Origin of the sequence: Streptomyces sp. Pv4-95 (genome assembly GCF_045782725.1) — a bacterium.
In the GTDB taxonomy this organism is placed as follows: Bacteria; Actinomycetota; Actinomycetes; order Streptomycetales; family Streptomycetaceae; genus Streptomyces.
The window spans coordinates 1973238-1998658 of the sequence record NZ_CP127172.1; the positions used below are offsets into that span (position 1 = coordinate 1973238).

The following is a 25421-nucleotide window of genomic DNA, read 5'->3' on the forward strand; positions in this document are numbered from 1 at the left end:
GGTGAGCGGTGTGGCGGTCGGTCTGCGGGGCGGGTGGTCCGCATGGGCGCGCCGCCGCGGAGGGTGCTCCCCGGACATCTCCTGGTGTCAGTGGCCCTCCAGCCGCAGCTGCACCTCCTGCTCCTGGTCGCCGGCGACACTGCCCTCCACCCGCACCGCGAACGGGACGGCGAGGGCCTCACGGAGACGGGCCACCGCCCAGTAGCCGCCCTGGAGGGTCACCGTCACCGGGGCGATCAGCGACCGCGGCTCGGCCTCGGCCCGCAGATCGGTGACGTCGAATGTCGCGGTCCACACCGTCGAACCCGGGCCCTCCATCTCCTGCGGCACATCGTCCGCGGCCCGGTCGGAGGCGAAGGACGTGCGCAACGCGCTGAAGACGGCGTGCGCATCCGCCGTGTCGCAGCCGACGACCTCCACCACGACCTCGGCCGATGGATGTTGATGTTCGGTGACGGACACCTGATTCGCGTGGTTCGCATGATTCGCGCTGTTCACTGTGGGGCCTTCCTCTGGGAGCCGGACGCTTCCAGGCTCACCTCCCGGCCCGGTGTGTGCGACCGGAGGCTCGAACGAGTGGTTTGAACGGGCGCAGCGGCATCTTCACCCCGTCAATAGTTACCGTGTGTAGCGAGACGGGGAAACTCGTAACTGTCCGTCGCCGTCGTCGCTCGGGAGGCCCCATGTCCAGCACCTTCATCGATCACCGCGCCACCGGCTACAGCCTGGGACATGCCCTGTGCATGGCCCGCGCCGCCGAACTCGCCTACAAGGACGAGCACACCATCGAGGCCAGGGCCGAGGAGTGGGGCTTCGGCCGGGTCCGCCATCACCACACCCGGTTCCGGCCTCCGTTCCCGCTGGAGGACACCCAGGCGTACACCATCGGCGGCGACAACATGATCATTACCGCCTTCCGGGGGACGGAGCCGACCCAGATGCGGGACTGGCTGTCCGACGCGGCCACGCCGCCGTGGCCCGGGCCCAGCGGCAAGGGGTTCGTGCACTACGGATTCGGCGAGGCGCTGGAGTCGATCTGGCCGCAGGTACGAGCCGCCGTCGAGGAACTCCGCGACAACCAGCAGACGCTGTGGTTCACCGGCCACAGCCTGGGCGGCGCGCTGGCGATGCTCGCCGCCGCACGACTCCACTTCGAGGAGCCGCGACTGACGGCCGACGGCGTCTACACCTTCGGCCAGCCGCGCACCTGCGACCGGGCCCTGGCCAAGGAGTTCAACACCGCCTTCACCGACCGCATGTACCGCTTCGTCAACAACAACGACATCGTGGCCCAGCTCCCGCCGGAGCCCACCTTCCACCACGTCGCGGCCCTGCGCTACATCGACTCCAAGGGCCGGGTACACGACGCCATGCCGGTGATCAGCGGCCTCTTCGACCGCGCCAAGGGCTACACCGCCGACATGCTCGCACCCGCCTCCGACGGAGTCCGCGACCACTTCATTGACGAGTACGTGACCGCACTGCAGAGAAGCGTGAACTGAGGGGGTGGGGGGCTGAAGGGGCTCGGGGGGGCTGGGGGGGCTGGGGGGGAGGCCCCCCCGGGGGGGCCGGGCGGCGTGGTCAGTGGTCGTCCACAGGGCGAGGGGCCGACGGGCGAGGGGCCGGCTCGCCGGACACCGTGTGGCGATCGCATCGCCCGCGGTGCGGACCGGACGCCGGGAGGCCGGGTGTTGCCCTGTTCCCGGGGGTGTCGGGTGGGGCGGTGAAAGTGACGTCGGTGGCGCGGGGCAGGATTTCGACGCCGTCTCCGAGGGCCCATTCGGCCGCCCGGGAGGACATCGCGGCCGGGACGCTCTCGCTGATGCCAGGCGCCGCCGGAATGTCGTAGGTGGCATGCCCGTCGTGCGGAAGGACGACGCGGTAGCCGCGTTCCAGGGCCGTACGGGCAGTCGCGCTGACGCACATCTCGGATAGCACGCCGCAGATCGCGAGCGCCCGTACCCCTGCGCCCATGAGCAGGTCGCCCAGCGGCGTGCCGTCGAAGCCGTCGTCGTCCGTCTTACGAATCACGCTCTCGCGCGGGCCGTCCGACCGTACCGGCAGATGGAGTTCCCAGCCCGGCGTCCCCGGCTCGTCCACGGCTCCCGGCGGTCCGTCGTTCTGCAGGTGGACGACGAGCGCGCCGGCGGTACGCGCCCGGTCGATCAGATCCCGGCTGCGGTCGAGCACCCGCTCGCCTTCGGGGACCGCGTCGCGGCCTGTGAAGAAGGCCGTCTGTATGTCAATGACGAGGAGTGCCTCGACGGGCCGGCTCGGGTGCATGGTCATGGGGTCCATCGTGCCTGTGGGCCGCGCCTGCGCGATCCGGCATGCGGCGAGAACCCGCCAAGGCAGCACTTGAGCCTGGATCACGGCGGTGGTGAGGTCGGTTCCCGCCGCGGGTGGCCGTCACCCCTTGAACCCTTAGCGCTGAGCCGGTCGGGCCCATATGGTTGCCACGGGCACCGATCTGGGCGGACCATCGTGCCGACCACCGACGGAGACTGCTGCGCCGAAAGGACTGTGGTGGCATGGATGTTGGGTCACGACTGTTGGGCCACGACTGTGGAGACGCTGGACGCTGCTGGTGCGACGCGACTGTGAGGGCGGCGCGGTAAAAGCAGCGCTGTGATGGCAGCCGAGGCGGGCCCGCGGGCGGGGTGGACAGGGTCGGTGGTGCCCAGCGGGGTGACCGAGAACAGGGCACCGCGCAGGTGGCCGAGGCCCAGGGCCTCGGGCCCCGGACCTCGGGCCTCGGGCGGAGTGGCAGATGCTGGGGCACCGTGTGGGGTGGACGGGGCGGGCTTACCAGGGACGAGGTGAGGGAGACATCGTGGAACGAGCCGTCGTGAGTGGCCGCTGCGCGCCGGGCTTCGAGGGCGTCCGTGCTGCCTTCGAGCGGAATTTCAGCGAGCACGGAGATGTCGGTGCGTCGGTGGCGGTGACGGTCGGCGGTGAGCCGGTCGTCGACCTCTGGGGCGGGCACACCGACCGGGCCAGGACGCGGGCGTGGGAGCGCGACACACTCGTGAACGTCTACTCGACGTCCAAGGGGATGACCGCGCTCTGTGCCCATCTGCTGGTGGAGCGGGGCGAGTTGGACCTCGACGCACCGGTGGCCCGGTACTGGCCGGAGTTCGCACAGGCCGGTAAGGGGGATGTGCCCGTGCGCTGGCTGCTCAGCCACCGCGCCGGACTGATCGCGCCCCGCGAGCCGCTGACCGTACGGCACGCCTACGACTGGGAGGACGTGTGCGGCCGGCTCGCGGCCACCCGTCCGTGGTGGGAGCCGGGTACGGCGCAGGCGTATCACGCGGTGACGTTCGGATACCTCGTGGGCGAGGTTGTCCGTCGCATCACCGGGCAGTCCCTCGGCACGTTCCTGCGCAGCGAGATCACCGAGCCGCTCGGGGCACGGGTGTTCATCGGCACACCGGCCGAGGAGCACGCACGGTGCGCGGAGATGGTCGGGCAGCTGGACGAGGCGCGGATCGCCGAGCGTTTCCCCGGCGTTCCCGAGCCCCCGTTCCGCAGCATCGACGACCATCCGCTCGCCGTCGTCATGCTGGCGCTGACGTACATCCCGACCGGCGACGTCAACAGTGCGGCCTATCGTGCGGCCGAGATTCCCGCGGGCAACGCCCACGCCTCGGCGCTCGGCCTCGCGACGGTGTACGGGGCGCTGGCGTGCGGACAGCTGGTGTCGCCGACGACGCTGGAGGAGATGCGTAGGTCGCAGAGTCGTCCCGGCGAGCGGGATCTGGCCCTCGACGCGCTCGCACCGGCGGGGCGCGAGCATCACTGGGGCCTGGGTTACATGCTCAACCACGAGGGGCAGGCCGGGCCCAACCCGCTGGCCTTCGGTCACGGTGGCGCGGGCGGCTCGTACGCCTTCGCGGACCCGGAGAACCAGCTGTCCTACGCGTACACGATGAACCGGTACGGCGGCGGCACCTCCGGCGACGACCCCCGCAATCGGGGCCTGGTCACAGCGGTGTACGCGGCCCTGGACCGAGCCGGCGGCTGATCGCACCGCCGGTCGGGCTGCCACCCGTACGTAGCCGGCCGCCCCGTGCCCCGTCACGGCCCTGTACGTAGCCGCCACCCCCCACGCAATCGCTGCGCCCGCCCCGAGCCAGGGCCGACCGCCCCCCCTGACTCCCTGATACGCCGCCCCGACGGACGCCAGGCCCTGACCAGCACAAACGTGCCGCCTCGGGCTGCTTCTCCGGCTCCCCCGGCTTCGCCGCGGCCTCGGCACGCCCCCGCCATCCCCTCCCCCGCCTTCGCGCTGCCCATATCGCCCACCGAGCGCGATACTGGAAGGTGCGGCACGAGCTGGACCCGGCGCGAGAGGTACGACGGGCCACGAGAGGGCGTGGTGACCATGGAGAAGGACACCGAGACGGTGCACGAGGCGTACGGGTTCGTCTGCCTGCACTGCGGACACGGGTGGGATGAGGACTACGAGATCCGGCACTCCGCCGATCTTTCCGGTCGGCAGCGCGTCGACTACTTCGTTCGCGGCGTCAAGGTCTCGTCCCCGCTGACCCGGGCCGCCTGCCCGTCCTGCAACGGCGGTCCGATCCGGATCCTGCACCCGAGCCGGGTACGGGCTGCCCGGCCGTACTTCGGCCCGACGTCCACACCGTTGTGAGCAGACGCCCGAGCGGGGAGCGGTAGCGGGCAGAGCGGTAGCGGGACGGAAGGGCGGTCGGCCCATCTGCCCGCCCCGCGACCGCTCTACCAGCCCGTATACAACAGATGGTTGACGAGCAGCGCCGTGACCGCTTGGGCGGTCAGCCAGTGGCGGTGGCGGGATGCCGGCAGCAGGGCGGTGGCCGGCAGGAGCCAGAGGGCGAAGGGCAGCCAGATGCGTTCGGTCTCCGCCTTGCTCATCCCCGAGAGGTCGGCGACGACCAGCGCGGCGAGGGCTACCAGGACGAGGATCACCAGACGATCGCGCGGTGACGGGTAAAGGGCCTCAGGCCGCGTCTTCGGAGTGGCGCGGGACGGCCGTAGCCGGCGCAGGGCGGTGGGGGCAGCCGCGAGGGTGTGACGGAGGCCGGCGATTGTCGCGAGGCCGGCGATCAGGACGGTGCAGGCGAGATTGCCCCAGACCCAGTAGGCGTACGGGCGGACCGCCGCGGCGCCCTGGTAGTAGCGCTCGACCAGGAGGTGGTAGCCCTCCCACCAGTTGAAGCCCGCGAGGGTGAAGGCCGCGGCCACGGCGAGGATGCCGGCGAGCACCAGCGGCAGCGGGCGCGCGGTGCGGGTGATCAGCAGTACGGCGCCGGCGATTACCGCGATGAGGGTGAGCCCGTAGGAGAGGTAGCACGTCAGGCCGAAGAGGAGTCCGGCCCCCAGGGCGGCAGGCACCCGGGAGGGGCTTCTTCGGGTGGCGGCGAGCGCCAGGAGGGCGAGGGCCCAGGCGGCGACGGCGGCGAAGTAGCCGTCCGCGGAGGTGCCTACCCAGACCGCGGCCGGGGCCAGGACGAGGAACGGGGCGGCACGGCGCGCGGTTGCCTCGTCGGTGAGGGCGCGCAGGGCGATGAGGACCGCGGCCACCGCGGAGGTGCCGAGGAGGAGGCACCAGAGGCCGGCCCAGGCCCCGCCGCCCAGACCGATCCGGTCGAGCCCGACGAAGGTCAGGACGGCCGCCGGCGGATGTCCTGCGACGTGGGCGGGCCAGTGGTCCGGCGCGTTGTTGAGGATGTGGGAGGTGTAGTCGCGCAGTGTCGGGCCGAGGTCGTCGAAGCGGCGGATGACGGTGAGGTACTCGTACTTGGTGGTGAGCCGGCCGGCGATCCCGGTCTGCCAGCCGTCTATCAGGGCCAGCGAGAGCGTCCAGGCCAGTGCCGCCGACCAGGCCGCCGGGAGGAGTCCGCGCCAGGGAAGGCGGGCGGCCAGTGAGGGCCCGCAGACGATGACGGCGGCGGCGACCGTGAGGGCGGCGGGCGTCCCGGGTCCGAGGTGCGGGAGCCACGAGGCGTACAGCGGGGGCCAGTTGACGTGCAGGCTGCCGTTGGCGTGCTGGATGGCGGTGCCGACGACGGCGGCAACCGCGACGAGCAGGGCGCCGGCCGCGGCGGCGAGCAGGTCGGCGCGGCGCACGGTGCGTTCATCTGGAGTCACGTCGGCACGCTAGGGCGGGGGCGGCGGGGGGCGGCCGTTTCGCGGTCCGCTGTCACCGATCCGTCAGATCTTCCGGCACGTCAGACTTTCGTCATGTGCCGTACCGGCGGTGGCGCGCCTGTAGCGGCTTACCGTCGGGGCAGGGCGGCGATCGTCGCCGCGTGAGACGCCGAGGACACACATGCGTGCCCATCATTTCCCCTCCCCCATGTCGCCGTCGTTCTGGCGCAGTCCGCTGCGCGGGCCACGGCTCACGGCGCTGCTCGGCGTGGTGTTGCTGGGCGGCATCACGCTGCTGTTCGTGACCGGCCTGCTCTCCTACGCGGCGTACAACCCGGATCTGGCCGGGGTGAACGACAAGACGCCCGACAAGGGTGTGCTGGGGTTCTATCTCTTCGACTGGCCGACCGGTCCGCACTGGCTCTACAGGGTCACCCAGGGGCTGCATGTCACGGTGGGTGTCGCTCTGGTCCCCGTCCTGCTGGCGAAGCTCTGGTCGGTGATCCCGAAGCTGTTCACGATGCCGCCCGCCCGGTCCGTGGGGCATGCGCTGGAGCGGGTGTCGCTGCTTCTGCTGGTGGGCGGGGCGCTGTTCGAGTTCGTGACCGGGCTGCTGAACATCCAGCTGGAGTACCTCTTTCCCGGGTCGTTCTACCCGCTGCACTTCTACGGCGCCTGGGTGTTCATCGGTGCGTTCGTGGCGCATGTGGTGCTGCGGATGCCTCAGGCCGTACGGGCGCTGCGTGAGCGGGCGGGCCCCAAGGCGGAGGAGGACGACACCGGGCTGGTCGCGGCGCGGCCTGCGGCGCCGACCGTCTCGCGCCGGGGCGCGCTGGGGCTGGTGGGCGCCGGTTCGTTGCTGCTGCTCGTGACGACGGCGGGGCAGAGCATCGGCGGGGTGTGGCGCCGGACGGCGCTGCTGGCGCCGCACGGGGGCAGCGACCCCGGGAGCGGTCCCAACGGCTTCCAGATCAACAAGACGGCCGCGTCCACCGGGATCCGCACGCAGGACACGGGTGAGGCATGGCGGCTGACCGTGGTGAACGGGGCGCGCCGGGTGCTGCTGAGTCGTGCGGATCTGCTGGCGATGCCGCAGTACGAGTCGGCGCTGCCGATCGCCTGCGTGGAGGGGTGGTCGACGGACGATCAGCGCTGGAGCGGCGTCCGGCTGCGTGATCTGGGGGCGTTGGTGGGGGCCGGGGAGCGGCCGCCGGACGTCCTGGTGGAGTCGCTCCAGTTGCATGGCGCGTTCCGTCGGGCCGCGCTGCGGGAGAACCAGGTGCGCGACGGGCGGTCGCTGCTCGCGCTGCGGGTGAACGGCGCGGAGTTGTCCCGGGATCACGGGTATCCGGCGCGGGTGATCGTGCCCGCGGCGCCGGGTGTGCTCAACACCAAGTGGGTGTCGCGTATGACGTTCGGGGAGCTGTGATGGACGGGAACCGGAGGAACGGCGAGACCGGCGGGCGGAGTCGGATGCATGACGAGCACGACGGGCATGGCTCGCGGGGCCTGCGGAGCCTCGGTGACGGCGCGAAGGGCCGGAGCAGCAGGACGCCCGAGGACGATAGGGCCCGCGGGGGCGGTGATGCCCGTGGGGACGGGAAGCGGGTGTCGGCCCGCCGGGAGATCGTGTGGCGGCGGCGCCACTGGTACGGGGAGGGCCCGCTGCATCTGGTGTTGATGCTCGGCTCGTTCGCGCTCACCGGTTATGCGGGAGTGCGGCTGCTGTCCGGTGCGCAGTGGCCGATGGTGGTGGTGTGGTTCGTCGGGGCGGCGCTGCTGCACGACCTCGTGCTGCTCCCGTTGTACGCGCTCGCGGACCGCGCGGTGTGCAGGCTGACGGCGGGGAGGGGGCGGCGCCGCGCATGGACCGCGTACGTCCGGGTCCCGGCGGCCCTGTCCGCCCTGCTGTTGCTGGTGTGGCTGCCGTTGATCGTGGGCTCTGCGGGGAGCGGCGCGGCGGCGCACTACGAAGCAGCCACCGGTCTGTCCGGTGAGGTCTTTCTGCCCCGGTGGCTGCTCGTCACCGCCGCGCTGTTCGCGCTGTCCGCCCTGGTGCTGCTGTGGCGCACGGTTCAGCAGCGTTGCTGTCGTGGCGCGCGGTTCAGCCGCGGCTGAGGGGTTCGGCGCGGCGGCGCAGCGCGACGAAGCAGCGCACGGCGGCCGGAGGCTGATCCGGTCCCGAATCCGGCCCGGGGAAGGCATCAGGCCCGGGGTAGGCGTCCTGCCCGGGGAAGAGGCCCTGTCCGGGGAGGGCGCCTTCCAGGTGGCGGCGCCCCTGGCCGGTGGCGGGTTGCTGTTCGGGGACGGTCCACCGGTCGGTGGGCGTCCAGCCCGCGGCCGCGGCGTGGCGCAGCAGTGCGGGTGTGCCGACGCGCGCCCAGGGGAACCAGGAATGGCGGCCGCTCTGTCGGCGGCGCGGGCCGTGCAGGTCGTCGACCCGGACCTGCACCCGTTCGTCGATGTCCGCGGGCGTGGTCTCCACGAGGAGCAGGCCCCGCCTGCCGAGCAGTTCGCCTATCCGGGTGAGCAGGGCGTGGGGGTCACCTCCGATGCCGATGTTGCCGTCGAGCAGCAGCGCGGTTCCCCAACTCCCCTCGTCGGGCAGGGAGTCGAAGACGGAACGGCACAGCGCGGTCCCACCGGTCGCCGACGTTCGGGCGACGGCGGCCTCGCTGACGTCGATACCGAGCGCCCGGCGGCCCTGTGCGTGCAGCGCGGCGACCAGCCGGCCGGGGCCGCAGCCGATGTCGAGGACCGGACCCTCGCAGCGGCGCAGCGCGGAGAGATCGGCGGCGTCCGCCCCGGCACACCAGCGCTCCACCTCCAGGGGCAGCAGCCAGCCGTCGGTGCGGCGCAGGAAGAGCGGGCCGCGGCCGCTGCGCAGCGCGTCGGCGTAAGGGTCGGCGCCCCACGGTGCGGTGTCGTCCCGGGTGACGGGGGTGCTGGTGCTCATCGTTGGACGACCGGGGTCAGCCGGGCGAGGGCGGCGGCGAACCGCCCGTGCGGTGCGGCCGACGCGACCTCTTCGGCGTCGGCGGCGGTGTCGACGTCCCGTAGCGGGGGCAGCTCCCGGATCCGGAGTCCGGCGGCGGCCAGGCGGGCGCGCTGGGCGGCGCCGGTGCGGTGGGTGGACATCGGCACACCGCGCAGCAGTCGGGGGTCCGGGGCGGCGAGGCCCAGTGCCCAGAAGCCGCCGTCCTCGGCCGGCCCCAGCCAGGCGTCGCATTCGCGCCAGGCGTACACGTCCAGTGCGGGGGCGACGAGTTGGGGGGTGACCTGGGGGGTGTCCATGCCGATGAGCAGGGTCGGTCCGCTGCTGCCGGCGAAGGCCGCGGCCAGGCGTTCGTCGAGGCCGCCCGTGCTCTGCGGGCGGACCTCGAAGCCCGGCGGGAGCCAGCCGCCGGGGCGGCCGTCGAGGACCACGACGCGGCGCCGGGCAGGCATGGCGCGTACCGCTTGGAGCGTGTCGTGCAGTGCGGCCTCGGCCAGTTCGGCGGCCTCGTGCGGTGTGTAGGGCGGGGTGAGGCGGGTCTTGACCCGGCCGGGCAGCGGTTCCTTGGCGATGACCAGGACCGTCGTCGGTCCCGGACAGCCGGTGGGGTCGGTCATCGGGCGGATCCCTCCATACGGGCGGTCAGGGGCGGTTGCTGCAGCACGGATCGCATGTCGCGTACGGCGTGCCAGGTGCCGCGCCAGGTGCCGGTGACCTTCGAGCGGCCGGTGCGCGGCCGGTAGGGGACGTCCCGTTCCTCGACGCGCCAGCCGGCGTCGGCGGCGCGGACGACCATTTGGAGCGGGTAGCCGCTGCGCCGGTCGGTGAGGGCGAGGTCGAGCAGCGCGGTACGCCGGGCGGCCCGCAGGGGGCCGAGGTCGTGCAGCCGCAGGCCGGTGCGGCGGCGCAGCATCCGCGCGAGGGCGATGTTGCCGAGGCGGGCGTGCGGCGGCCAGGTGCCGCGGCTCTCGGGGCGTCTGCGGCCCAGCACCAGATCGCTGTCGCCGTCGCGCACGGCGTGCACGAAGGGGGTGAGCAGTGCGGGGTCCAGGGAGGCGTCGCAGTCGCAGAAGCAGACGATGTCCGCCTCCGCGGCCAGCAGGCCGGCATGGCAGGCGGCGCCGAAGCCGCGGCGCGGTTCGTGGACGACGGTGGCGCCCAGTTCGCGGGCGAGGTCGGCCGAGCCGTCGGTGGAGCCGTTGTCCACGACGATCGCCCGCCAGCCGGCCGGGATGCGCGCGAGCACCCAGGGCAGCGCGCCGGCCTCGTCCAGACAGGGCAGTACGACGTCCACCGAAGCGGGGAGGGGCTCTCGGGGAGGGGAGGAGGTCATGCGTTCACCTACACATCGGATAAAGATCGGAGGGGTACATGGGCGGGTCGGCCCGGCGAAGGCGGTGGGTTGACGGGCCCGGCGGAAGCGGTGCGTTGGAGGCTCCGGCGGGAGGAGTGCGCATTTGCGTATAAGGGCGCGTGGCTCGCCGCGGTCGACGGGGCGGCGTCCGGTCCCAAGAGGCGGCACGGCGGGCAGCGCCGGCGGGCGGCGGCCACTCAGGGCCCGTCCACCGCCCCGGCCGGTACGGCCGCACCGGAGACCACCGCCCCGGCCCGCATCGCCACGTCGGACTCCGTGGGCACACCGGCCCGCATGCCGTCGCGTGCGAACTCCTTCATGCCCGACGCGAAGTCCACCCGCGCCCGCCAGCCCAGTTCGTCGGCGATCCGCCGCGACGAGGCCGTGATGTGCCGGACGTCCCCCAGCCGGTACTCCCCCGTCACCACCGGCTCCGGGCCGCCGCACGCCTCGGCCAGCGCCCGCGCCATCTCCCCCACGGTGTGCGGCACTCCGCTTCCCGCGTTGTAGGCGGTGAGGGTTCCCGCCTCGCGGTCGGCGGCGGCTTCCAGCGCCACCGCGTTGGCGGCCGCGATGTCGCGGACGTGGACGAAGTCCCGCCGCTGGCCGCCGTCCTCGTAGACCACCGGTGCCTGTCCCCGCGCCAGGGCGGAGCGGAAGAACGACGCCACGCCCGCGTACGGGGTGTCGCGCGGCATGCCCGGGCCATAGACGTTGTGGTACCGCAGCGCGACGGCCCGGCCGCCGGTGGCGCGCGCCCAAGAGGCAGCCAGATGCTCCTGGGTGAGCTTGGTCGCGGCGTAGACGTTGCGCGGGTCGGTCGGCGCGTCCTCGCTCACCAAGTCCGGGCGCAGTGCGGTGCCGCAGGTGGGGCAGTGCGGTTCGAAGTGTCCGGCGGCGAGGTCGGCTTCCGCCCGCGGGCCGGGCCGCACCACGCCGTGGCGGGGGCAGGCGTAGCGGCCCTCGCCGTAGACCACCATGGATCCGGCGAGCACCAAGCTGCCGACGCCGGCCTCGGCCATCGCGGCCAGGAGGACGGCGGTGCCCAGGTCGTTGCAGCCGACGTAGTCGGGCGCGTCCGCGAAGTCCTTGCCCAGGCCCACCATCGCCGCCTGGTGGCAGACCGCCTGCACGTCCCGCAGGGCCTCGTCGACGGCGGCACGGTCCCGGACGTCGGCGACGATGCGCCGTACCGCGGGGTGCGGCGGCGGGGGCTCGGTGTGGGCGGAGGGCAGCAGCGCGTCGAACACGACGGGTTCGTGCCCGCGCGCCAGAAGCGCCTCGACGACCTGCGATCCGATGAATCCGGCGCCGCCGGTGACCAATACACGCATGCTGGTCACGCTAAGGGCACAGCGGCGGGCCGTTCCGCGTGTCGGCGGCCGTGTCATGGGTCCGTAAGATCCGGCCCGCTGCGATTCGGTAACAGCGGCGCATTCGAGGTAATTCGGGTCGGCATATGTTGCATATGCTCAGGTCGGGGGCCGGTTTCGGGCAGACCGGCGGCCGACGGCCCCCACCGTCCCCTTCACCTCTCGTGACACCGTCGGAGTACACCTTGGCCGTGGAGAACGGGGAGCCGCGCACCGGCTCCCGTGTCCTGTCCGCGCTTCCCTACACGGTCATGGCCGTGGTCAGCGCGGTCGAACTCATCGCGGGCCCGGGGGTCGGTTTCCTGCCCCTGGTCTCTCTGGGCCCCGCCTTCGCCGGGCTGGTCGGCGGGTGGCGGCGTACGGCCCTGGCCGGTCTGACCGCGTGTGTGCTCTGCCTCGGCCTGGGCTTCTACAACGGCCTGTTCGAGGGCCGGCGCGGGCTGCCCGCGCTGCTGTCGGTGGCCGGCGTCACGGCGGCCGGTGTGGTCGCCGCGGTGATGCGCCAGCGCCGCGAGGAGGAGTTGGCCAGTGTCCGCTCGATCGCCGAGGTGGCCCAGCGGGTGCTGCTGCGGCCGGTGCCGCTGGCCGCGGGCCCGTTGCGCATCGCCGTGTCGTACACCTCGGCGGTGGCCGAGGCCAGGATCGGCGGCGACCTCTACGAAGTGGTGACCTCGCCCGCGGGGGTGCGGATCATCGTGGGGGATGTGCAGGGCAAGGGCCTTGAGGCGGTGGAGAGCGCGGCGGTGGTGCTGGGCGCCTTCCGGGAGGCCGCGCACGACGAGCCGGATCTGCCGTCCGTCGGCGAGCGGGTGGAGCGGGCGCTGAACCGGCATCTGTCCGGCGAGCGGTTCGTGACGGCCGTGCTCGCCGAGATCGGCGAGGGACCGAACGCGACGCTGCTGAACTTCGGGCATCCGGCGCCGCTGATCGTGCGGCCCGCCGGCGAGGTCGGCTTCGCGGCCCCGCCCGACCGTGCGCTGCCGCTCGGCCTCACCCCGTACGTCTCGCAGGCGCCCGTCCCGCACGAGGTGCCGTTCGCGCCGGGCGACCAGATGCTCTTCTACACCGACGGGGTCACCGAGGCGCGCGACGGGGCGGGGCGTTTCTACCCGTTGGACGAGCGCGCCGACCTGCTCAAGGACCCCGACCCGGAGGCCGCGCTGCGCGCGGTCCGGGAGGATCTGGTCGAGCATGCCGACGGCCCGCTGCACGACGACGCCGCGATGCTGCTGGTCCGCTACCGGACGGCGTGCGAGGAGGAGCAGTGACCGTCCCGGACGCGGGCGGCGTGCGGCGGTCTCACCCCAGCGGCAGCCCCGTGTAGTTCTCGGCGAGTTCGGCGGCGGCGTGCGGGGAGGTGGCGATGCGGTCGAGCTGGGAGAGCTGCAGCCGGGTGTCGAACGGGCTCTGGTCCGCCGCGGTGTGCAGGGTCGTCGTCATGAAGTACGAGAAGTGCTCGGCGCGCCAGACCCGGCGCAGGCAGGTGTCGGAGTAGGCGTCGAGCAGCTCTGTCGAGCCGGTGTCGTGCACCTGGGCCAGGGCGCGGGCCAGCACGGTGACGTCGGCGACGGCGAGGTTGAGGCCCTTGGCGCCGGTGGGCGGCACGATGTGCGCGGCGTCCCCGGCGAGCAGGACCCGCCCGTAGCGCATCGGTTCGGTGACCGCACTGCGCATCGGCAGGACGGCCTTGGCGGTGAGCGGGCCGCGCTCCAGCTTCCAGGGGGTGTCGACCGCGGCGCGGGCCTGAAGTTCGTCCCAGATGCGGTCGTCGGGCCAGTCGGCGGGATCGGTGCCGTTGGGGACCTGGAGGTAGAGGCGGCTGACGGTCGGTGTGCGCATGCTGAACAGCGCGAAGCCCCGCGGGGAGTGCGCGTAGATCAACTCGTCGCAGGAGGGCGGCACATCGGCGAGCACGCCGAGCCAGGAGTAGGGGTAGGCGCGTTCATAGGTGCGGCGCTCGCTCTCCGGCACGGCGTGCTGGGTGACGCCGTGGAAGCCGTCGCAGCCGACGACGTAGTCGCAGGTGAGGGTGTGTTCGCGGCCCTGGTGGGTGTAGCGGATGACCGGCCGGTCGGTGTCCGCGCCGGTCACCTCGCGCACCTGCGCCCCGAACAGCAGGGGCGCGCCCGCGTCGAGTTGCAGGGCTATCAGGTCCTTGACGACCTCGGTCTGGGCGTAGACCGTCACCCGGCGGCCGCCGGTCAGCGCAGGGAAGTCCAGGCGGTGGGCGCGCCGGTCGTAGCGGAGTTCGATCCCTGCGTGGACGAGGCCCTCGCGGTCCAGCCGCGCGGCGGCGCCGCACTCGCGCAGGACGTCGACGGTGCCCTGTTCGAGGATGCCGGCGCGCTGCCGTTGCTCGACGTAGGCACGGTCGCGGTTCTCCAGGACGACGCAGTCGATACCGGACCGGTGCAGCAGTCGGGCGAGCAGCAGGCCGGCGGGGCCGCCGCCGACGATGCCGACCGTGGTGTGGCTCGGGTTCATCAGCTGTCCGTTTCTGCCGTGTCCGGGTCCGGGGTGTGTTCGGCGAGGTACTCGTCGACGATCCGGTCGGCGAGGGCGAAGGCGGTGTTGGCGGCCGGGACGCCGCAGTAGATGGCCGACTGCAGGAGCACTTCCTGGATCTCCTGGGGGGTCAGGCCGTTGCGCAGCGCCGCCCGGAGATGCATCGACAGTTCGTCGTGGTGGCCGCGGGCCACCAGCGCGGTGAGGGTGATGCAGCTGCGGGTACGGCGGGAGAGGCCGGGACGGGTCCAGATCTCGCCCCAGGCGTAGCGGGTGATGAAGTCCTGGAAGACCGCGGTGAGGGCGCTGGTGCGGGCGATCGAGCGGTCCACGTGGGCGTCGCCGAGGACGGCGCGGCGCACGGTCATGCCGGCGGCGTGCCGGGAGCGGTCGTCGCCGGCCGCCGCCCGGCCGTCCGGGTCGTGTCCGGCCGGCCGGGCCGGGTGTTCCGCGAGATGGCCGAGGAGCGCGGCGAGTACCGGTGCGGGCCGTTCGGCGCTCGCGAGGTGCGAGGCGCGGGGCAGCTCGACGAGAGTGGCACCGGGGATGTGGTCGGTGAGTTCGCGGGCGTGCGCCGGGGGCGTCGCCGGGTCCTCGCGGCCCGCGACGACGAGCGTGGGGGCGGTGATGCGGTCCAGGTCGGCGCGCAGGTCGTAGCCGGCGAGGGCGTCGCAGCAGGCCGCGTAGCCCGCCGGGTCCACGGTGTCGCGCAGTGCCTTGACCAGGTCCCGCGCCGGTGCGGAATCGGCGAAGGCCGGGGTGAACCAGCGGGCGGCGGTGGCCGCGGCAACCGGGCCGAGGCCCTGTTCGCGGACGAGCGCGGCCCTGTCGCGCCAGGCGGCGGGCTCGCCGAACCGGGCGGAGGAGCAGACCAGGGCGAGCGAGTCGATCCGGTCGGGGTGGTGTGCCGCGAGCCATGCGCCGACGGCGCCGCCGAGGGAGACGCCCGCGTACGCGAAGCGCTCGGCGCCGAGGGAGTCGGCGAGGTCGAGGACCAGGCGGGCAAGGTCGGCGACGGCGGTAGTGGGCACCTCTGGGGCGGCGCCGTCCCGCGGCTCCAGCACGTCGGTGGGGGTGCCGCCGTGTCCCGGCAGGTCCCAGCGCACGACGCGGTACTGCCGTGCCAGGTCCGGGAGTTGGGGCTCCCAGAGGGAGAGGGCAGTGCCCAGTGACGGGCCGAGGACGAGGACGGGCGCGTCGGCGGGTCCGTCCACCTGGTGGTGCACGAGCCGCGGCGCGTCGGCGGTGTCCGGCTGTGCGGCGGTCGGGGGCTGTGTCATGCGGGCTCCTGCGGGTCACTCTCGGGTCGCGCCAGCGCGCGGTCGACGAGCCGGGCCGCGGAGCCCGGGTAGTCGGTCGGGTCGAGGAGCCGGCGGAGCCGGTCCTCGGGGAGGGCCGAAGCGGCGGCGGGGTGCTCGGCGAGCGCGGCCTGCAGCGCGTCGTACAGGTCGACGCCGTCCTGGGCGGTGCGCCGGGCCGCCCTGTCGAGGATGCGGCGGGCCTCGCCGCGGCCGGTCAGGGCGGTGAGGGCCGCGGCGAGGCGCTCGGTGGTGATCAGGCCGCCGGTCGCGTCGAGGTTCTGCCGCATCCGGTCGGGGAAGACCCGCAGGCCGGCGGTCAGTTCGGCCGCGTCGCGGGCCGCGCCGCCGACCAGCCGCAGGGCCTCGCGCAGCGGCTGCCATTCGGCGTGCCAGGCGCCGGCCGGGCGTTCGTCCTCGGCGGCGAGCGCGCCGTGCAGGACCGCGGCCTGCGCCGGGACCTGCCGGGCGGCGGCCGCGATCAGCGTGGCGCGCACGGGGTTGTCCTTGTGCGGCATGGCGGAGGAGCCGCCGCCGCTGCCCTCGAGGACCTCGCCGATCTCGGTGCGGTTCAGGGTCAGGACGTCGGCCGCCATCTTGCCGAGCGCGCCGGCGGTGAAGGCGAGGGCGCCGGCGAGGTCGGCGACCGGGGTGCGCAAGGTGTGCCAGGGCAGGGCCGGTTCGGCCAGCCCGGTCTCGGCGGCGTACGCGGCGAGCAGCCGGCCGCCGAGGTCGGGAGCACCCTCCGCGGCCGAGCCGTTCGCCTCGGTGCCGTTTCCGTCGACGCCGTCGGCCTCGGCGAAGGCGTGGAAGGCCGCGAGGGTGCCGGCCGCGCCGCCCAGTTGTGCGGGCAGTGCGCCACGTACGGCGGCGAGCCGGTCGTGGGCGTCGAGGACGAGGGCGCGCCAGCCCGCGGCCTTCAGGCCGAAGGTGGTCGGTACCGCGTGCTGGGTGAGGGTGCGGCCCGCCATCGGGGTGTCGCGGTGCGCGGCGGCCGTGCGGCGCAGGGCGGCCGCGGTGCGGGTGAGGTCCGCAAGCACGGTGTCCAGGGCGCGCGCGCAGACCAGCATGGTGGCGGTGTCCAGGATGTCCTGGCTGGTGGCGCCCCGGTGGACGTAGGCGGCGGCCCGCGGGTCACGGTCGGCGACGGCGGCCGTCAGGTCGGCGACGAGCGGGACCACGGGGTTGCCCGAGGAACGGGCCCGTAGCGCCAGGTCGCCGGCGTCGAACGGGGCCGCGGCGGCCTCGGTCACGGCGGTGGCCGCTTCCCGCGGTGCGAGACCGAGCGCGGCCTGGGCGCGGGTCAGGGCGGCTTCCGCGTCGAGCATGGCGCGCAGGTACGCGGCGTCCCCGGTCGCGTCGGCCGCCGCGGAGCCGGCCCCGGACGGGGTGAGCAGCCCCAGATCGGCGGCGGCTCGGGGGGCTTCGGTGGCCTGCGGCGTCGCGGGCCTGCGGGTGTCATCGGAAGGCAAGGAAGACCGTCTCCTCGGTGCTGCCGTCCTCGGCTGCCTGCAGACGGACATCGAAACGGTAGCGGGCGGGGCCGTCGGGCCGGGCCAGGAGCGTTCGTGCCCGGTGTGCCGGCAGCGACGACAGCAGCGGGTCGGCGGCGTTGGCCGTCTCGTTCCCGGGGAAGTGGACGCGGGTGAAGAGGTGGTGCAGCAGGCCGCGTGCGAAGACGCACACCGCGAGGTACGGCGCGGCGTCCGGGGCGCCGGCGGGCGCGGTCGGGGGCAGGGTGCGCACCGCGTAGCGGCCGTCGGCGTCGGTGGGGACCCGGCCGAAGCCGGTGAAGTCCACGCCACTGCGGCCGAGGACCGCGCCGGTGACCGGGTCGCGGCGCAGCGAGCCGGGCGCGCCGGTCAGGCTGCCGTCCGGGCCGGCCTGCCAGAACTCCAGGAGGGCGTCGGGGACGGGCGCCCCGGCGCCGTCGAGGACGGTGCCGTGGACGGTGATCGTGTCGGGGTGGCCGGTGGGTGCCATGTGGTCGCCGCCGGGGAACGGCAGGGCGTAGCCGTAGAAGGGGCCGACGGTCTGGGAGGGGGTGGCGGCGAGCGGGGCGGCCTGCTCGGCGCGGTCGGTGGTGCCGGTCATCAGCGGCCTTCCTCGATCCAGGTGGCGGACGGCCCGTCCAGGACGATGTCCCAGTGGTAGCCGAGGGACCATTCGGGGCGGGTGCGTTCGTGGTCGTAGGCGGCCACCAGCCGGGCCCGCGCGGCGGGATCGGTGACGGAGGAGAGGATCGGGTCGTACGGGAAGAGGGGGTCGCCCGGGAAGTACATCTGGGTGATCAGCCGCTGGGTGAAGGCCGATCCGAAGAGCGAGAAGTGGATGTGGGCCGGGCGCCAGGCGTTGTCGTGGTTGCGCCACGGGTAGGCGCCGGGCTTGACGGTGGTGAACTCGTAGCGGCCCTGGTCGTCGGTCAGGCAGCGTCCGGCGCCGGTGAAGTGGGGGTCGAGGGGCGCGGGGTGCTGGTCGCGCTGGTGGGCGTAGCGGCCGGAGGCGTTGGCCTGCCAGATCTCGACGAGCTGGCCGCGTACGGGGCGGCCGCCGCGGTCCAGGATGCGGCCGGAGACGGTGATGCGTTCGCCGAGGGGCTCGCCGTGGTGCCGGCGGGTCAGGTCGGCGTCGAGGGCGGTGATGTCGGTGACGCCGAAGGCGGGGCCGGAGAGTTCCACGGCCTCGGGGTCGGCCAGGGCGTCGATCTCGACCAGTGGCTGCCGGGGGTGGCGCGCGATGCTGCTGCGGTAGGGGCTGTAGTCCCGTGCGGGGTGCGGGGACGTGCTGAGCCCTGCGGCCCGGTCCCGCTCCGCAGCGCCTTCCAGAGCAGCCATCTCGCGGCTGATGTCGGCCTGGGTGGGGGGCGTTGCCGGGGTGGGCGGGGACTGCGGGGCGGGGAGTGCGGTGCCGGCGGTGGGGTCGGCCGCCGGGGCGGTGACGTCGCCGAGTGGTGTGGGTGGAGTCATGAGTGCCTCTTCATGCGGTGAATCGCAGGGGGTCTGCGGGAGCAAAGGTGCGCGGTGGGCGGGAGCACGTGCGGGGGCGTGCGGGGGCGTGCGGGGCGAAGGGCGAGTGGCCGGGATTTCTCGATCCACCCAACTCAGTTTGCCTACAGTCGAGTTGAAGCCCTCCTGCCCCGACGGCCCGCTGCTACCTCTCCAGCACCACGGCGAGACCCTGCCCGACGCCGATGCACAGCGTCGCCAGGCCCGTACCGGAGCCCGCGGCCGCCAGCCGGTGGGCCACCGCGCCGGCGATCCTGGCGCCGGAGGCTCCCAGCGGGTGCCCGATGGCGATGGCGCCGCCGTGCGGGTTGACCAGGGACGGGTCGAGGTCGGGCCAGCCGGCGAGACAGCCGAGCGCCTGGGCGGCGAACGCCTCGTTCAGTTCGACCGTGCGCAGGTCACCGAAGCCGCGTCCGGCCTTTTCCAGGGCCCGTTCGGCCGCCTCGACCGGTCCGAGTCCGAAGTACTGCGGTTCGATGCCGGTGACCGCGCTGCTGCGGATCCGGGCGAGCGGTTCGCAGCCCGACTCGCGCAGGCCCTGCTCGTCCATCAGCAGCAGTGCGGCCGCACCGTCGTTCAGCGGCGAGGAGTTGCCCGCGGTGACGGTGCCGCCTTCCTTGCGGAAGGCGGGCCGCAGCTTGCCGAGCGCCTGCAGGGAGCTGTCCTCACGGATGCACTCGTCGCGGACCGCGACCGGCTCGCCGCCTGCATCGGCCCCGTCGCCACACGGCACGACCTCGGCGTCGAAGGCGCCGTCCTTCCATGCCCGCGCCGCCTTCTCGTGGCTGGCCAGGGCGTAGGCGTCCTGCTGGGCACGGGTGATGCCGTGGCGGTCGGCGACCAGCTCGGCGCCCTCGCCGAGGGAGACGGTCCACTCGTCGGGCATCCGCGGGTTGGTCAGCCGCCAGCCCAATGTCGTGGAGTGCAGGGTCTGCTGGCCGGCGGGGAAGGCGCGGTCGGGCTTGGGCAGCACCCAGGGGGCGCGGCTCATCGACTCCACCCCGCCCGCGATGACCACGGAGGCGTCGCCGAGGGCCACCGACCGGGCGGCCTGGATGAGGGCCTCCATGCCGGAACCGCAGAGGCGGTTGACGGTGACGCCGGGCACGCTCACGGGAAGCCCTGCGAGCAGCACCGCCATCCGCGCCACGTCGCGGTTCTCCTCGCCGGCCCCGTTGGCGTTGCCGAGGTGGACGTCGTCGATCCGGGCCGGGTCCAGGCCCGGGGCGCGGTCCACGAGTGCCTTGACGACGTGTGCGGCGAGGTCGTCGGGTCGGATGCCGGACAGTGCGCCGCCGTACTTGCCGACGGGGGTGCGGACGGCGTCGACGACGTAGACGTCCCGGGGACGGTCGGTGATCATCAGGCTTCCTTCCGGGGGATGTGGCCCGCGGCGGTGCGCGTACCGGCCGGTTCGGACGCGGCGGCCTTCAGGGCGCGCAGCGCGGTGAGTTCGGCCTCGGTGGGCGGCGCGGTGACGCCGAGCCGGGCGACTTCCTTCAGCTCCCAGCCGGTGGCCTCGCGGACCTGCTCGACCGTCACCCCCGGGTGCAGGTCGGTGAGGACGAGTTCTGCGGTGTCCGGGTCGGGGCGCAGCACGCCGAGGTCGGTGATGACCGCGGTGGGGCCGGCGCCGGGCAGGCCGAGTTCCGCGCGGTCGTGCGGTCCGGTGCCGTGGCCGAGGGTGGTGACGAAGTCGAGCGCGCCGACGAAGTTGCGGCGGCTGTGCCGGAGCACCATCAGCACCTGGCCGCAGTTGGCGGCGATCTCGGGGGCGCCGCCCGCGCCGGGCAGCCGCCCTTCGGGCTTGTCGGGGCCGCGGTCGACGACGGTGGTGTTGATGTTGGCGAACCGGTCGACCTGGGCGGCGCCGAGGAAGCCGACGTCGATCCGGCCGCCCTGGAGCCAGTAGTTGAACATCTCCGGCACGGACACCACCGAGTCGGCGGTGTCGGCCAGTTCGCCGTCGCCGATGGACAGCGGCAGCCGCGTCGGCTTGGAGCCGATGGTGCCCGACTCGTAGACCAGCACCAGGTCGGGGTTGACGGTGCGCCGGGCGAGGTTGGCGGCGGTGCTGGGCAGTCCGATGCCGACGAAGCAGGTGCGCGCGCCGGCCAGTGCGCGGGCGGCGTTGACCTCCATCAGCTCGTCGCGGGTGCAGTCGGGAGCGGTGGCCAGGGCATCGGCAGGGGCCGCGGCGGGAACGGCGGTCGCGGCAGGGGCCGGCGTTCCGCCGTCGGGGGCCGGAGCGGGAGAGCCCTCTCCGGGGCGGCCGAGGACGCTCTCCTCGACCCAGCGCCCGAACGCCGCGCGGTCCCGGGAGATGGCGTCCCACGCCTGGTAGAAGGCGTTGTCCCGGACCGAGTAGCCGGCCGCGTAGGAGGGGTGGGCGCCACCGGGGACGAGGGCGACCGCGTCGGCCACCCAGGAGGGCAGGACGATGCCGCCGGGGCGGGGTTCGAGGGCGTCGACGATCTCCTCGACGGTGACCAGGACGCGTCGCGCGGCGAGCGCCGCCTCCTTCTGCACCCCTGCCAGGCCCCACAGTTGGACGTTGCCGGCGCGGTCGGCCTGCTGGGCGTGGATGACGGTGACGTCGGGGTTGAGCGCGGCGACGGCGGCGAGCTTCTCGCCGGTGAAGGGGCAGGTGACGGTGGAGACGGTGGTGGTGCGGCCGGGGATGTCGCTGCCCCGGTAGCCGCGCAGGACCGCGAAGGGGAGCTTCGAGGCGCCGGCGGCATAGCGGTTGGCCATCCCGGCGTGGCTGTGCTCGTCGATCTCCAGCGGGGCGGGCCAGCCGTTCTCGACGGCGTCGCGGAACCGGTGCAGCGAGCCGACGCCCGGGTTGCCGCCCCAGGAGAAGACCAGCTTGCGCGCCGCTCCGGCGCCGATCAGCTGGTCGTAGACCACGTCCGGGGTCATCCGGGCGAGCGTCAGGCCCGTGATGCCCTGCCGGATGATCTCGTGCGCCGCGGCGAACGGGATGAGGTGGGTGAACCCCTCAAGCGCCACGGTGTCCCCGTCGTGGATCAGTTCCTTGACGGCGTCGTGCAGGGAACGGATTTCGGCCATGTCCTCGCCCTCGGGTCGTACGGGCACACGGTCCGGGCGGACCGCCCCTTTGGTGAAGTGCTCGGGTGCGCGGGTCGCGCCGCGCTCTTCTTCGCACTGCTCTTACTCATGGACTTGTTCGCGTAGTGAACTTAAGTTCATAATTGAGCTGCCCTGAGTTTGAACCCCGGCCCCGGCTCTGTCAACGGTCCGCCGGGTACGGTTCCGACCAGATCGCCGCACCAGTGGAGAGCTGATGACCCACCCCGCCCCCCTCGCCCCGCCGCCACCGCCACCGGAGGCGGTCGGACCGCTGATGCGCAGCCTGGCCGTCCTGCGGGAGCTGGCGACCGCCGGCGGCCGCCGGGCCGTGGGGGACCTCGCCCGCGACACCGGCCTCGCGCGGTCCACCGTCGACCGCGTGCTGAGCACCCTCGACCGGCTCGGTTACGTACGGACCGAGGGCCGGGACGCGGTGCTCGCGCCGCGCCTGCTGGAGCTCGGCAACGCCTATCTCGCCGCCTCCGAGCTGCCCGACCGGCTCGGGCCGCTCGCCGACCGGCTGGCGGACGAGCTCGACGAGTCCGTCTCGCTCGCGGTACCGGACGGCGACGGGGTGCGCTTCGTGCACCAGGCGACCCGCCGCCGCGCGATGTCCCTCGCGTTCCGCATCGGCGATCTGCTGCCCCCCGAACGGGGCGCGCCCGGCGCGCTGTTCGCGGACCGGTGGACGGCGCGGGACTGGGAGCGCTGGCGGTCGCGCCGCGCCGCCGACCCGACGGACGCCCACTTTCCCGCCGTGCCACCGCGCGGTGACGGCCGGCCCGCCGGGGTGGACCCGGGAACCGACTTCGAAGACCGGGTGGCCGCCGCCCGCACGGCCGGCTGGTCCCTGGACGACGAGCTGATCGAGCCGGGGCTGGTCGCGGTGGCCGTGCCGGTCCGCGACCCGTCGGGACACACGGTCTGCGCGCTGAGCGCGGTCAGCCACACCAGTCGGCTCAGCGCGCGGGAGCTGCGGGACGCCGTACTGCCGCGGCTGCGGGAGACGGTGGCCGCGATGGAGTACGCCCTGAGCGCGCCCGCCACCGACGAGCAGGACACAGACGACCCGCGGGGGCCGGCCCCCGCGGCCTGGATGCAGGCGTCCAAGCAGGAGTTGGGGCCGGAGTTCGTCGAGTCGATGGCCCGCGGGCTGATCACCCTCACCGCGTTCGGCACGGGGCGCGCCGACCTCGGCCTCACGGCCGTGGCGGAGGCCACCGGCCTGGCCCGCGCCACCGCCCGCCGGGCCCTGATCACCCTGGAGCACCTCGGCTACATCGCCACCGACGGCAAGCTCTTCCGCCCGACGCCGAAGGTGCTGGAACTGGGTTTCGCGCACCTCTCCGGGCTGACCCTGCCCGCCATCGCCCAGCCCCATCTGGCCGCACTGGTCGAGCGGGTGCACGACTCCGCCTCGATGGCCATCCTGTCCGGCGACGACATCCAGTACGTGGCCCGGGTGCCCACCGTCCGCATCATGAGCGTCAACATCACCCTCGGCACCCGCTTCCCCGCGTACCCGACGTCGATGGGCCGGGTCCTGCTCGCCGGCCTGCCGCCGGAGGAACTGTCCGCACGGCTCGCCCTCACCGACCTCGAGCCGCTCACCCGGCACACCGTCACCGCGCCCGAGCGGCTCACCGCCCTCCTGGAACGGGTACGCGACGAGGGATACGCCCTGGTGGACCAGGAGTTGGAGGAAGGGCTGCGCTCGATCGCCGTACCGGTGCACGACCGCACCGGCCGGGTCGTCGCCGCCGTCAACGTCTCGACCCACGCGGGCCGTTGCACCGCCGACGAAGCCCGGGAGTCCCTCCTGCCCGCCTTGCGCGAGGCCGCCGCCGACATCGAGGCGGACCTGCGCATCGCCGGCCGCTACGCCCGCATCCCCACCCACTGAGCCCTCCATGGGGAGGGGGCCGGAACTCCGGGCCGCCCCGGGGGGCAACGGCCCCGTCCGTGACGCCCGGGGGGCGCCTGGAATCCGGGTTGCGGGCGCTCGGCAGGCGTCACGTCGGCCGGCACGCTCCGGTGCCGGGGCCGGCGCCCTTGTCCCCCTTGGGCTTCGGGCCGGTTCGGGCACACCCACCAAACGGCCGCCGACCGGACGGGAATCGGTCGGCAAGAGGCCGACCTCCTCAGAACTCCCGAGGGCCGGGCGCCGCACCCAACGGGGACGCCCGGCCGACGCCACAGCCTGCAAGGGATCCGCGTCCCGCCGTCCCGCCCGCAGCCTCAGATCTCGGTGCCGGCGGCCGCAGGCGCCGCGGGTGCCGTGCGTCCGATGCGCCGGGCGAGTGGCACCAGGCCGATGGCCAGAGCGCCCAGCAGGCCGGCCAACGCGAAGGCGGTGAAGCCCAGTTGGTCGTTCCCCTGGGCTGCAAGGGTGCCGCCCAGCCAGGGGCCGACCACCGCGCCGGTGCGGCCGATGCCGGTCACCCAGCCGATGCCGGTGGCCCGTTCGGAGGCCGGATAGACGCGGTTGGCCGCCGCGTACACCATCACCTGCGCGCTGAAGAGCCAGACACCGGTGATCGCCACGACCACGTAGGTGAGACCCAGCGGCAGTCGCGCGCCCAGGAGCAGCGCGCCCGCGGCGGTGAGCAGGAACCACAGGGCGGAGACCTTGACGGGGCCGAAGCGGTCGGCGGTGCGGCCGGCGACGAGCATGCCCACGATGCCGCCCGCGTTGATGATGAGCAGGAAGCTCACCGAGGACGTCAGGCCGTAGCCGGAGGCACGCATCATCTGCGGAAGCCAGGTGCTCACGCCGTACACAAGGAGCAGGCCGCAGAAGGAGGCGAGCCACAGCAGCGGCGTGGCCCAGCGGGCTCCGGGGCGGAAGAGTGCGCGGACCGCGTCCAGCCGGCCCCTCGCCCCTTGGGTCGGGGCATCGGCGGGGACGGGGCGGGCCATGCCGTAGCGGTCGGCGACGGCCGCCGCCTCGGCGGTACGGCCCTTGGCGAGCAGCACACCGGGGGATTCGGGCAGCGACCTCAGCAGGAGCGGCGCGGCGACGACGGCGGGGAGCACGCCCGCCCAGAACACCCAGCGCCAGCCGAGAGCGGGGGCGAGCGTCAGCCCCAGCCCCGTCGCGAACATGCCACCCGCGTGATACGAGGTCATCAGCAGCCCGGTGGCCAGCGCGGCCCGGCGCGGCGGCGCGAACTCCATCACCATGGACAGGCAGATCGGCATCAGGCCGCCGAGGCCCAGCCCGGCGACGAACCGACCGGCGCCGAAGAGGCCGGGCGAACCGGCCAGGGCGCAGACCGCGGACCCGCCCGAGAACAGCAGCACGCTGGTGACGAGCACCGGGCGGCGCCCGAGCCAGTCGGTCAGGGTGCCGGTGCCGAGGGCGCCGATCAGCATGCCGAAGGTGGTCCAGCTGCCGATCGTGCCGGCCGCGCCGGGGGTGAGGCCGAGCCCCGGGTCGTCGAGCATGTGCGGCATGACGGCGCCGTAGACGTTGACGTCCATGCCGTCGAAGAAGACGGCGAGCCAGCACAGCGCCAGGACCGGCGCGACGGAGCGGAACGTGTGGCGGCGGCCGGAGGCGGCCGTGGTGCCGGTGGGCGGTGGGTGACCGGTGTGGGACATGGAGACCTCGGATTCGCGATGACCCGGCGGAGAGCGCGGAAATTCCACGAGATGTTCGCG

At 73.9% G+C, this 25421-nt stretch carries 22 protein-coding genes and 1 pseudogene; 7 read left to right on the forward strand and 16 right to left on the reverse strand.

Annotation, left to right across the window (positions count from 1 at the left end; all coding sequences use genetic code 11):
• Positions 1-87: 87 nt before the first annotated feature.
• A complete protein-coding gene (locus QOM21_RS08875) occupies positions 88-462 on the reverse strand; it encodes a hypothetical protein (RefSeq protein WP_407549208.1) in 375 nt (124 codons plus the stop codon).
• A 221-nt stretch (positions 463-683) separates the two neighbouring features.
• On the opposite strand from QOM21_RS08875, the gene QOM21_RS08880 reads away from it, so the two are divergent.
• Complete coding sequence (locus QOM21_RS08880; RefSeq protein ID WP_407549209.1) at positions 684-1502, forward strand: lipase family protein; 819 nt, start codon at positions 684-686, stop codon at positions 1500-1502.
• Positions 1503-1581: 79 nt separating this feature from the next.
• Here QOM21_RS08880 and QOM21_RS08885 read toward each other — a convergent pair whose 3' ends face one another.
• Complete coding sequence (locus QOM21_RS08885; RefSeq protein ID WP_407549210.1) at positions 1582-2289, reverse strand: isochorismatase family protein; 708 nt, start codon at positions 2287-2289, stop codon at positions 1582-1584.
• Positions 2290-2833: 544 nt separating this feature from the next.
• On the opposite strand from QOM21_RS08885, the gene QOM21_RS08890 reads away from it, so the two are divergent.
• Together QOM21_RS08890 and QOM21_RS08895 are read left to right on the forward strand one after the other, a co-directional pair.
• Positions 2834-4027 (forward strand): serine hydrolase domain-containing protein, encoded by a 1194-nt coding sequence (locus tag QOM21_RS08890; protein ID WP_407549211.1) that lies wholly within the window; start codon positions 2834-2836, stop codon positions 4025-4027.
• Between the two features lie 360 nt (positions 4028-4387).
• Positions 4388-4657: a hypothetical protein gene (locus QOM21_RS08895; protein WP_393893602.1), complete on the forward strand. Its 270-nt coding sequence runs from the start codon at positions 4388-4390 to the stop codon at positions 4655-4657.
• Positions 4658-4743: 86 nt separating this feature from the next.
• Here QOM21_RS08895 and QOM21_RS08900 read toward each other — a convergent pair whose 3' ends face one another.
• Positions 4744-6135, reverse strand: a complete 1392-nt coding sequence (locus QOM21_RS08900) for a hypothetical protein (protein WP_407549212.1) — start codon at positions 6133-6135, stop codon at positions 4744-4746.
• Between the two features lie 181 nt (positions 6136-6316).
• Here QOM21_RS08900 and QOM21_RS08905 point away from each other — a divergent pair, with 181 nt between their 5' ends.
• Both QOM21_RS08905 and QOM21_RS08910 read left to right on the forward strand, forming a co-directional pair.
• Positions 6317-7564: a molybdopterin-dependent oxidoreductase gene (locus tag QOM21_RS08905; protein ID WP_407549213.1), complete on the forward strand. Its 1248-nt coding sequence runs from the start codon at positions 6317-6319 to the stop codon at positions 7562-7564.
• A gap of 251 nt (positions 7565-7815) precedes the next feature.
• The gene (locus tag QOM21_RS08910) at positions 7816-8253 is read left to right on the forward strand and encodes a hypothetical protein (RefSeq protein WP_407555614.1); all 438 of its coding nucleotides are present in this window, start codon (positions 7816-7818) and stop codon (positions 8251-8253) included.
• Here the strand turns inward: QOM21_RS08910 and QOM21_RS08915 are convergent.
• The 4 genes from QOM21_RS08915 to QOM21_RS08930 form a co-directional block, all read right to left on the reverse strand.
• The gene (locus QOM21_RS08915; RefSeq protein ID WP_407549214.1) at positions 8240-9091 is read right to left on the reverse strand and encodes a class I SAM-dependent methyltransferase; all 852 of its coding nucleotides are present in this window, start codon (positions 9089-9091) and stop codon (positions 8240-8242) included. The genes QOM21_RS08910 and QOM21_RS08915 overlap by 14 nt on opposite strands.
• Entirely contained in the window at positions 9088-9747 is a 660-nt protein-coding gene (locus tag QOM21_RS08920) for a DUF2064 domain-containing protein (protein WP_407549215.1), read from the reverse strand. The genes QOM21_RS08915 and QOM21_RS08920 overlap by 4 nt, the downstream gene beginning before the upstream one ends.
• Entirely contained in the window at positions 9744-10463 is a 720-nt protein-coding gene (locus QOM21_RS08925) for a glycosyltransferase family 2 protein (protein WP_407549216.1), read from the reverse strand. Before QOM21_RS08925 ends, QOM21_RS08920 begins: the two co-directional genes overlap by 4 nt.
• 218 nt (positions 10464-10681) lie before the next feature.
• Positions 10682-11818, reverse strand: a complete 1137-nt coding sequence (locus tag QOM21_RS08930) for an NAD-dependent epimerase/dehydratase family protein (RefSeq protein ID WP_407549217.1) — start codon at positions 11816-11818, stop codon at positions 10682-10684.
• A gap of 290 nt (positions 11819-12108) precedes the next feature.
• Here QOM21_RS08930 and QOM21_RS08935 point away from each other — a divergent pair, with 290 nt between their 5' ends.
• The gene (locus tag QOM21_RS08935; protein WP_407555615.1) at positions 12109-13125 is read left to right on the forward strand and encodes a PP2C family protein-serine/threonine phosphatase; all 1017 of its coding nucleotides are present in this window, start codon (positions 12109-12111) and stop codon (positions 13123-13125) included.
• 31 nt (positions 13126-13156) lie between these two features.
• Here the strand turns inward: QOM21_RS08935 and QOM21_RS08940 are convergent, their stop codons facing one another.
• The 8 genes and pseudogenes from QOM21_RS08940 to QOM21_RS08975 form a co-directional block, all read right to left on the reverse strand.
• Positions 13157-14341 (reverse strand): 4-hydroxybenzoate 3-monooxygenase, encoded by a 1185-nt coding sequence (locus tag QOM21_RS08940; RefSeq protein ID WP_407549218.1) that lies wholly within the window; start codon positions 14339-14341, stop codon positions 13157-13159.
• Positions 14341-15642: a 3-oxoadipate enol-lactonase gene (gene pcaD, locus QOM21_RS08945; protein WP_407549219.1), complete on the reverse strand. Its 1302-nt coding sequence runs from the start codon at positions 15640-15642 to the stop codon at positions 14341-14343. Before pcaD ends, QOM21_RS08940 begins: the two co-directional genes overlap by 1 nt.
• Positions 15639-17183 carry a 3-carboxy-cis,cis-muconate cycloisomerase gene (gene pcaB, locus QOM21_RS08950; protein WP_407549220.1) on the reverse strand — a complete coding sequence of 515 codons (1545 nt, stop codon included), beginning with the start codon at positions 17181-17183 and terminating at the stop codon, positions 15639-15641. Before pcaB ends, pcaD begins: the two co-directional genes overlap by 4 nt.
• Positions 17119-17754, reverse strand: coding sequence for a protocatechuate 3,4-dioxygenase subunit alpha (gene pcaG, locus QOM21_RS08955; protein ID WP_407549221.1), 636 nt, complete (start codon positions 17752-17754; stop codon positions 17119-17121). Before pcaG ends, pcaB begins: the two co-directional genes overlap by 65 nt.
• A complete protein-coding gene (gene pcaH / locus QOM21_RS08960) occupies positions 17754-18494 on the reverse strand; it encodes a protocatechuate 3,4-dioxygenase subunit beta (RefSeq protein WP_407555616.1) in 741 nt (246 codons plus the stop codon). Before pcaH ends, pcaG begins: the two co-directional genes overlap by 1 nt.
• A 316-nt stretch (positions 18495-18810) precedes the next feature.
• Entirely contained in the window at positions 18811-20028 is a 1218-nt protein-coding gene (locus QOM21_RS08965; protein WP_407549222.1) for a thiolase family protein, read from the reverse strand.
• Positions 20028-20807, reverse strand: a complete 780-nt coding sequence (locus tag QOM21_RS08970) for a CoA-transferase subunit beta (RefSeq protein ID WP_407555617.1) — start codon at positions 20805-20807, stop codon at positions 20028-20030. The genes QOM21_RS08965 and QOM21_RS08970 overlap by 1 nt, the downstream gene beginning before the upstream one ends.
• 129 nt (positions 20808-20936) lie before the next feature.
• A pseudogene (locus tag QOM21_RS08975) lies at positions 20937-21737 on the reverse strand (CoA transferase subunit A); the annotation flags it as partial.
• Between the two features lie 235 nt (positions 21738-21972).
• Here QOM21_RS08975 and QOM21_RS08980 point away from each other — a divergent pair.
• The gene (locus QOM21_RS08980; RefSeq protein ID WP_407549223.1) at positions 21973-23661 is read left to right on the forward strand and encodes an IclR family transcriptional regulator C-terminal domain-containing protein; all 1689 of its coding nucleotides are present in this window, start codon (positions 21973-21975) and stop codon (positions 23659-23661) included.
• A 335-nt stretch (positions 23662-23996) separates the two neighbouring features.
• On the opposite strand, the gene QOM21_RS08985 is transcribed toward QOM21_RS08980, so the two are convergent.
• On the reverse strand, positions 23997-25361 hold the full coding sequence (locus QOM21_RS08985; protein ID WP_407549224.1) for an MFS transporter: 1365 nt from the start codon (positions 25359-25361) through the stop codon (positions 23997-23999).
• Between the last annotated feature and the right edge of the window lie 60 nt (positions 25362-25421).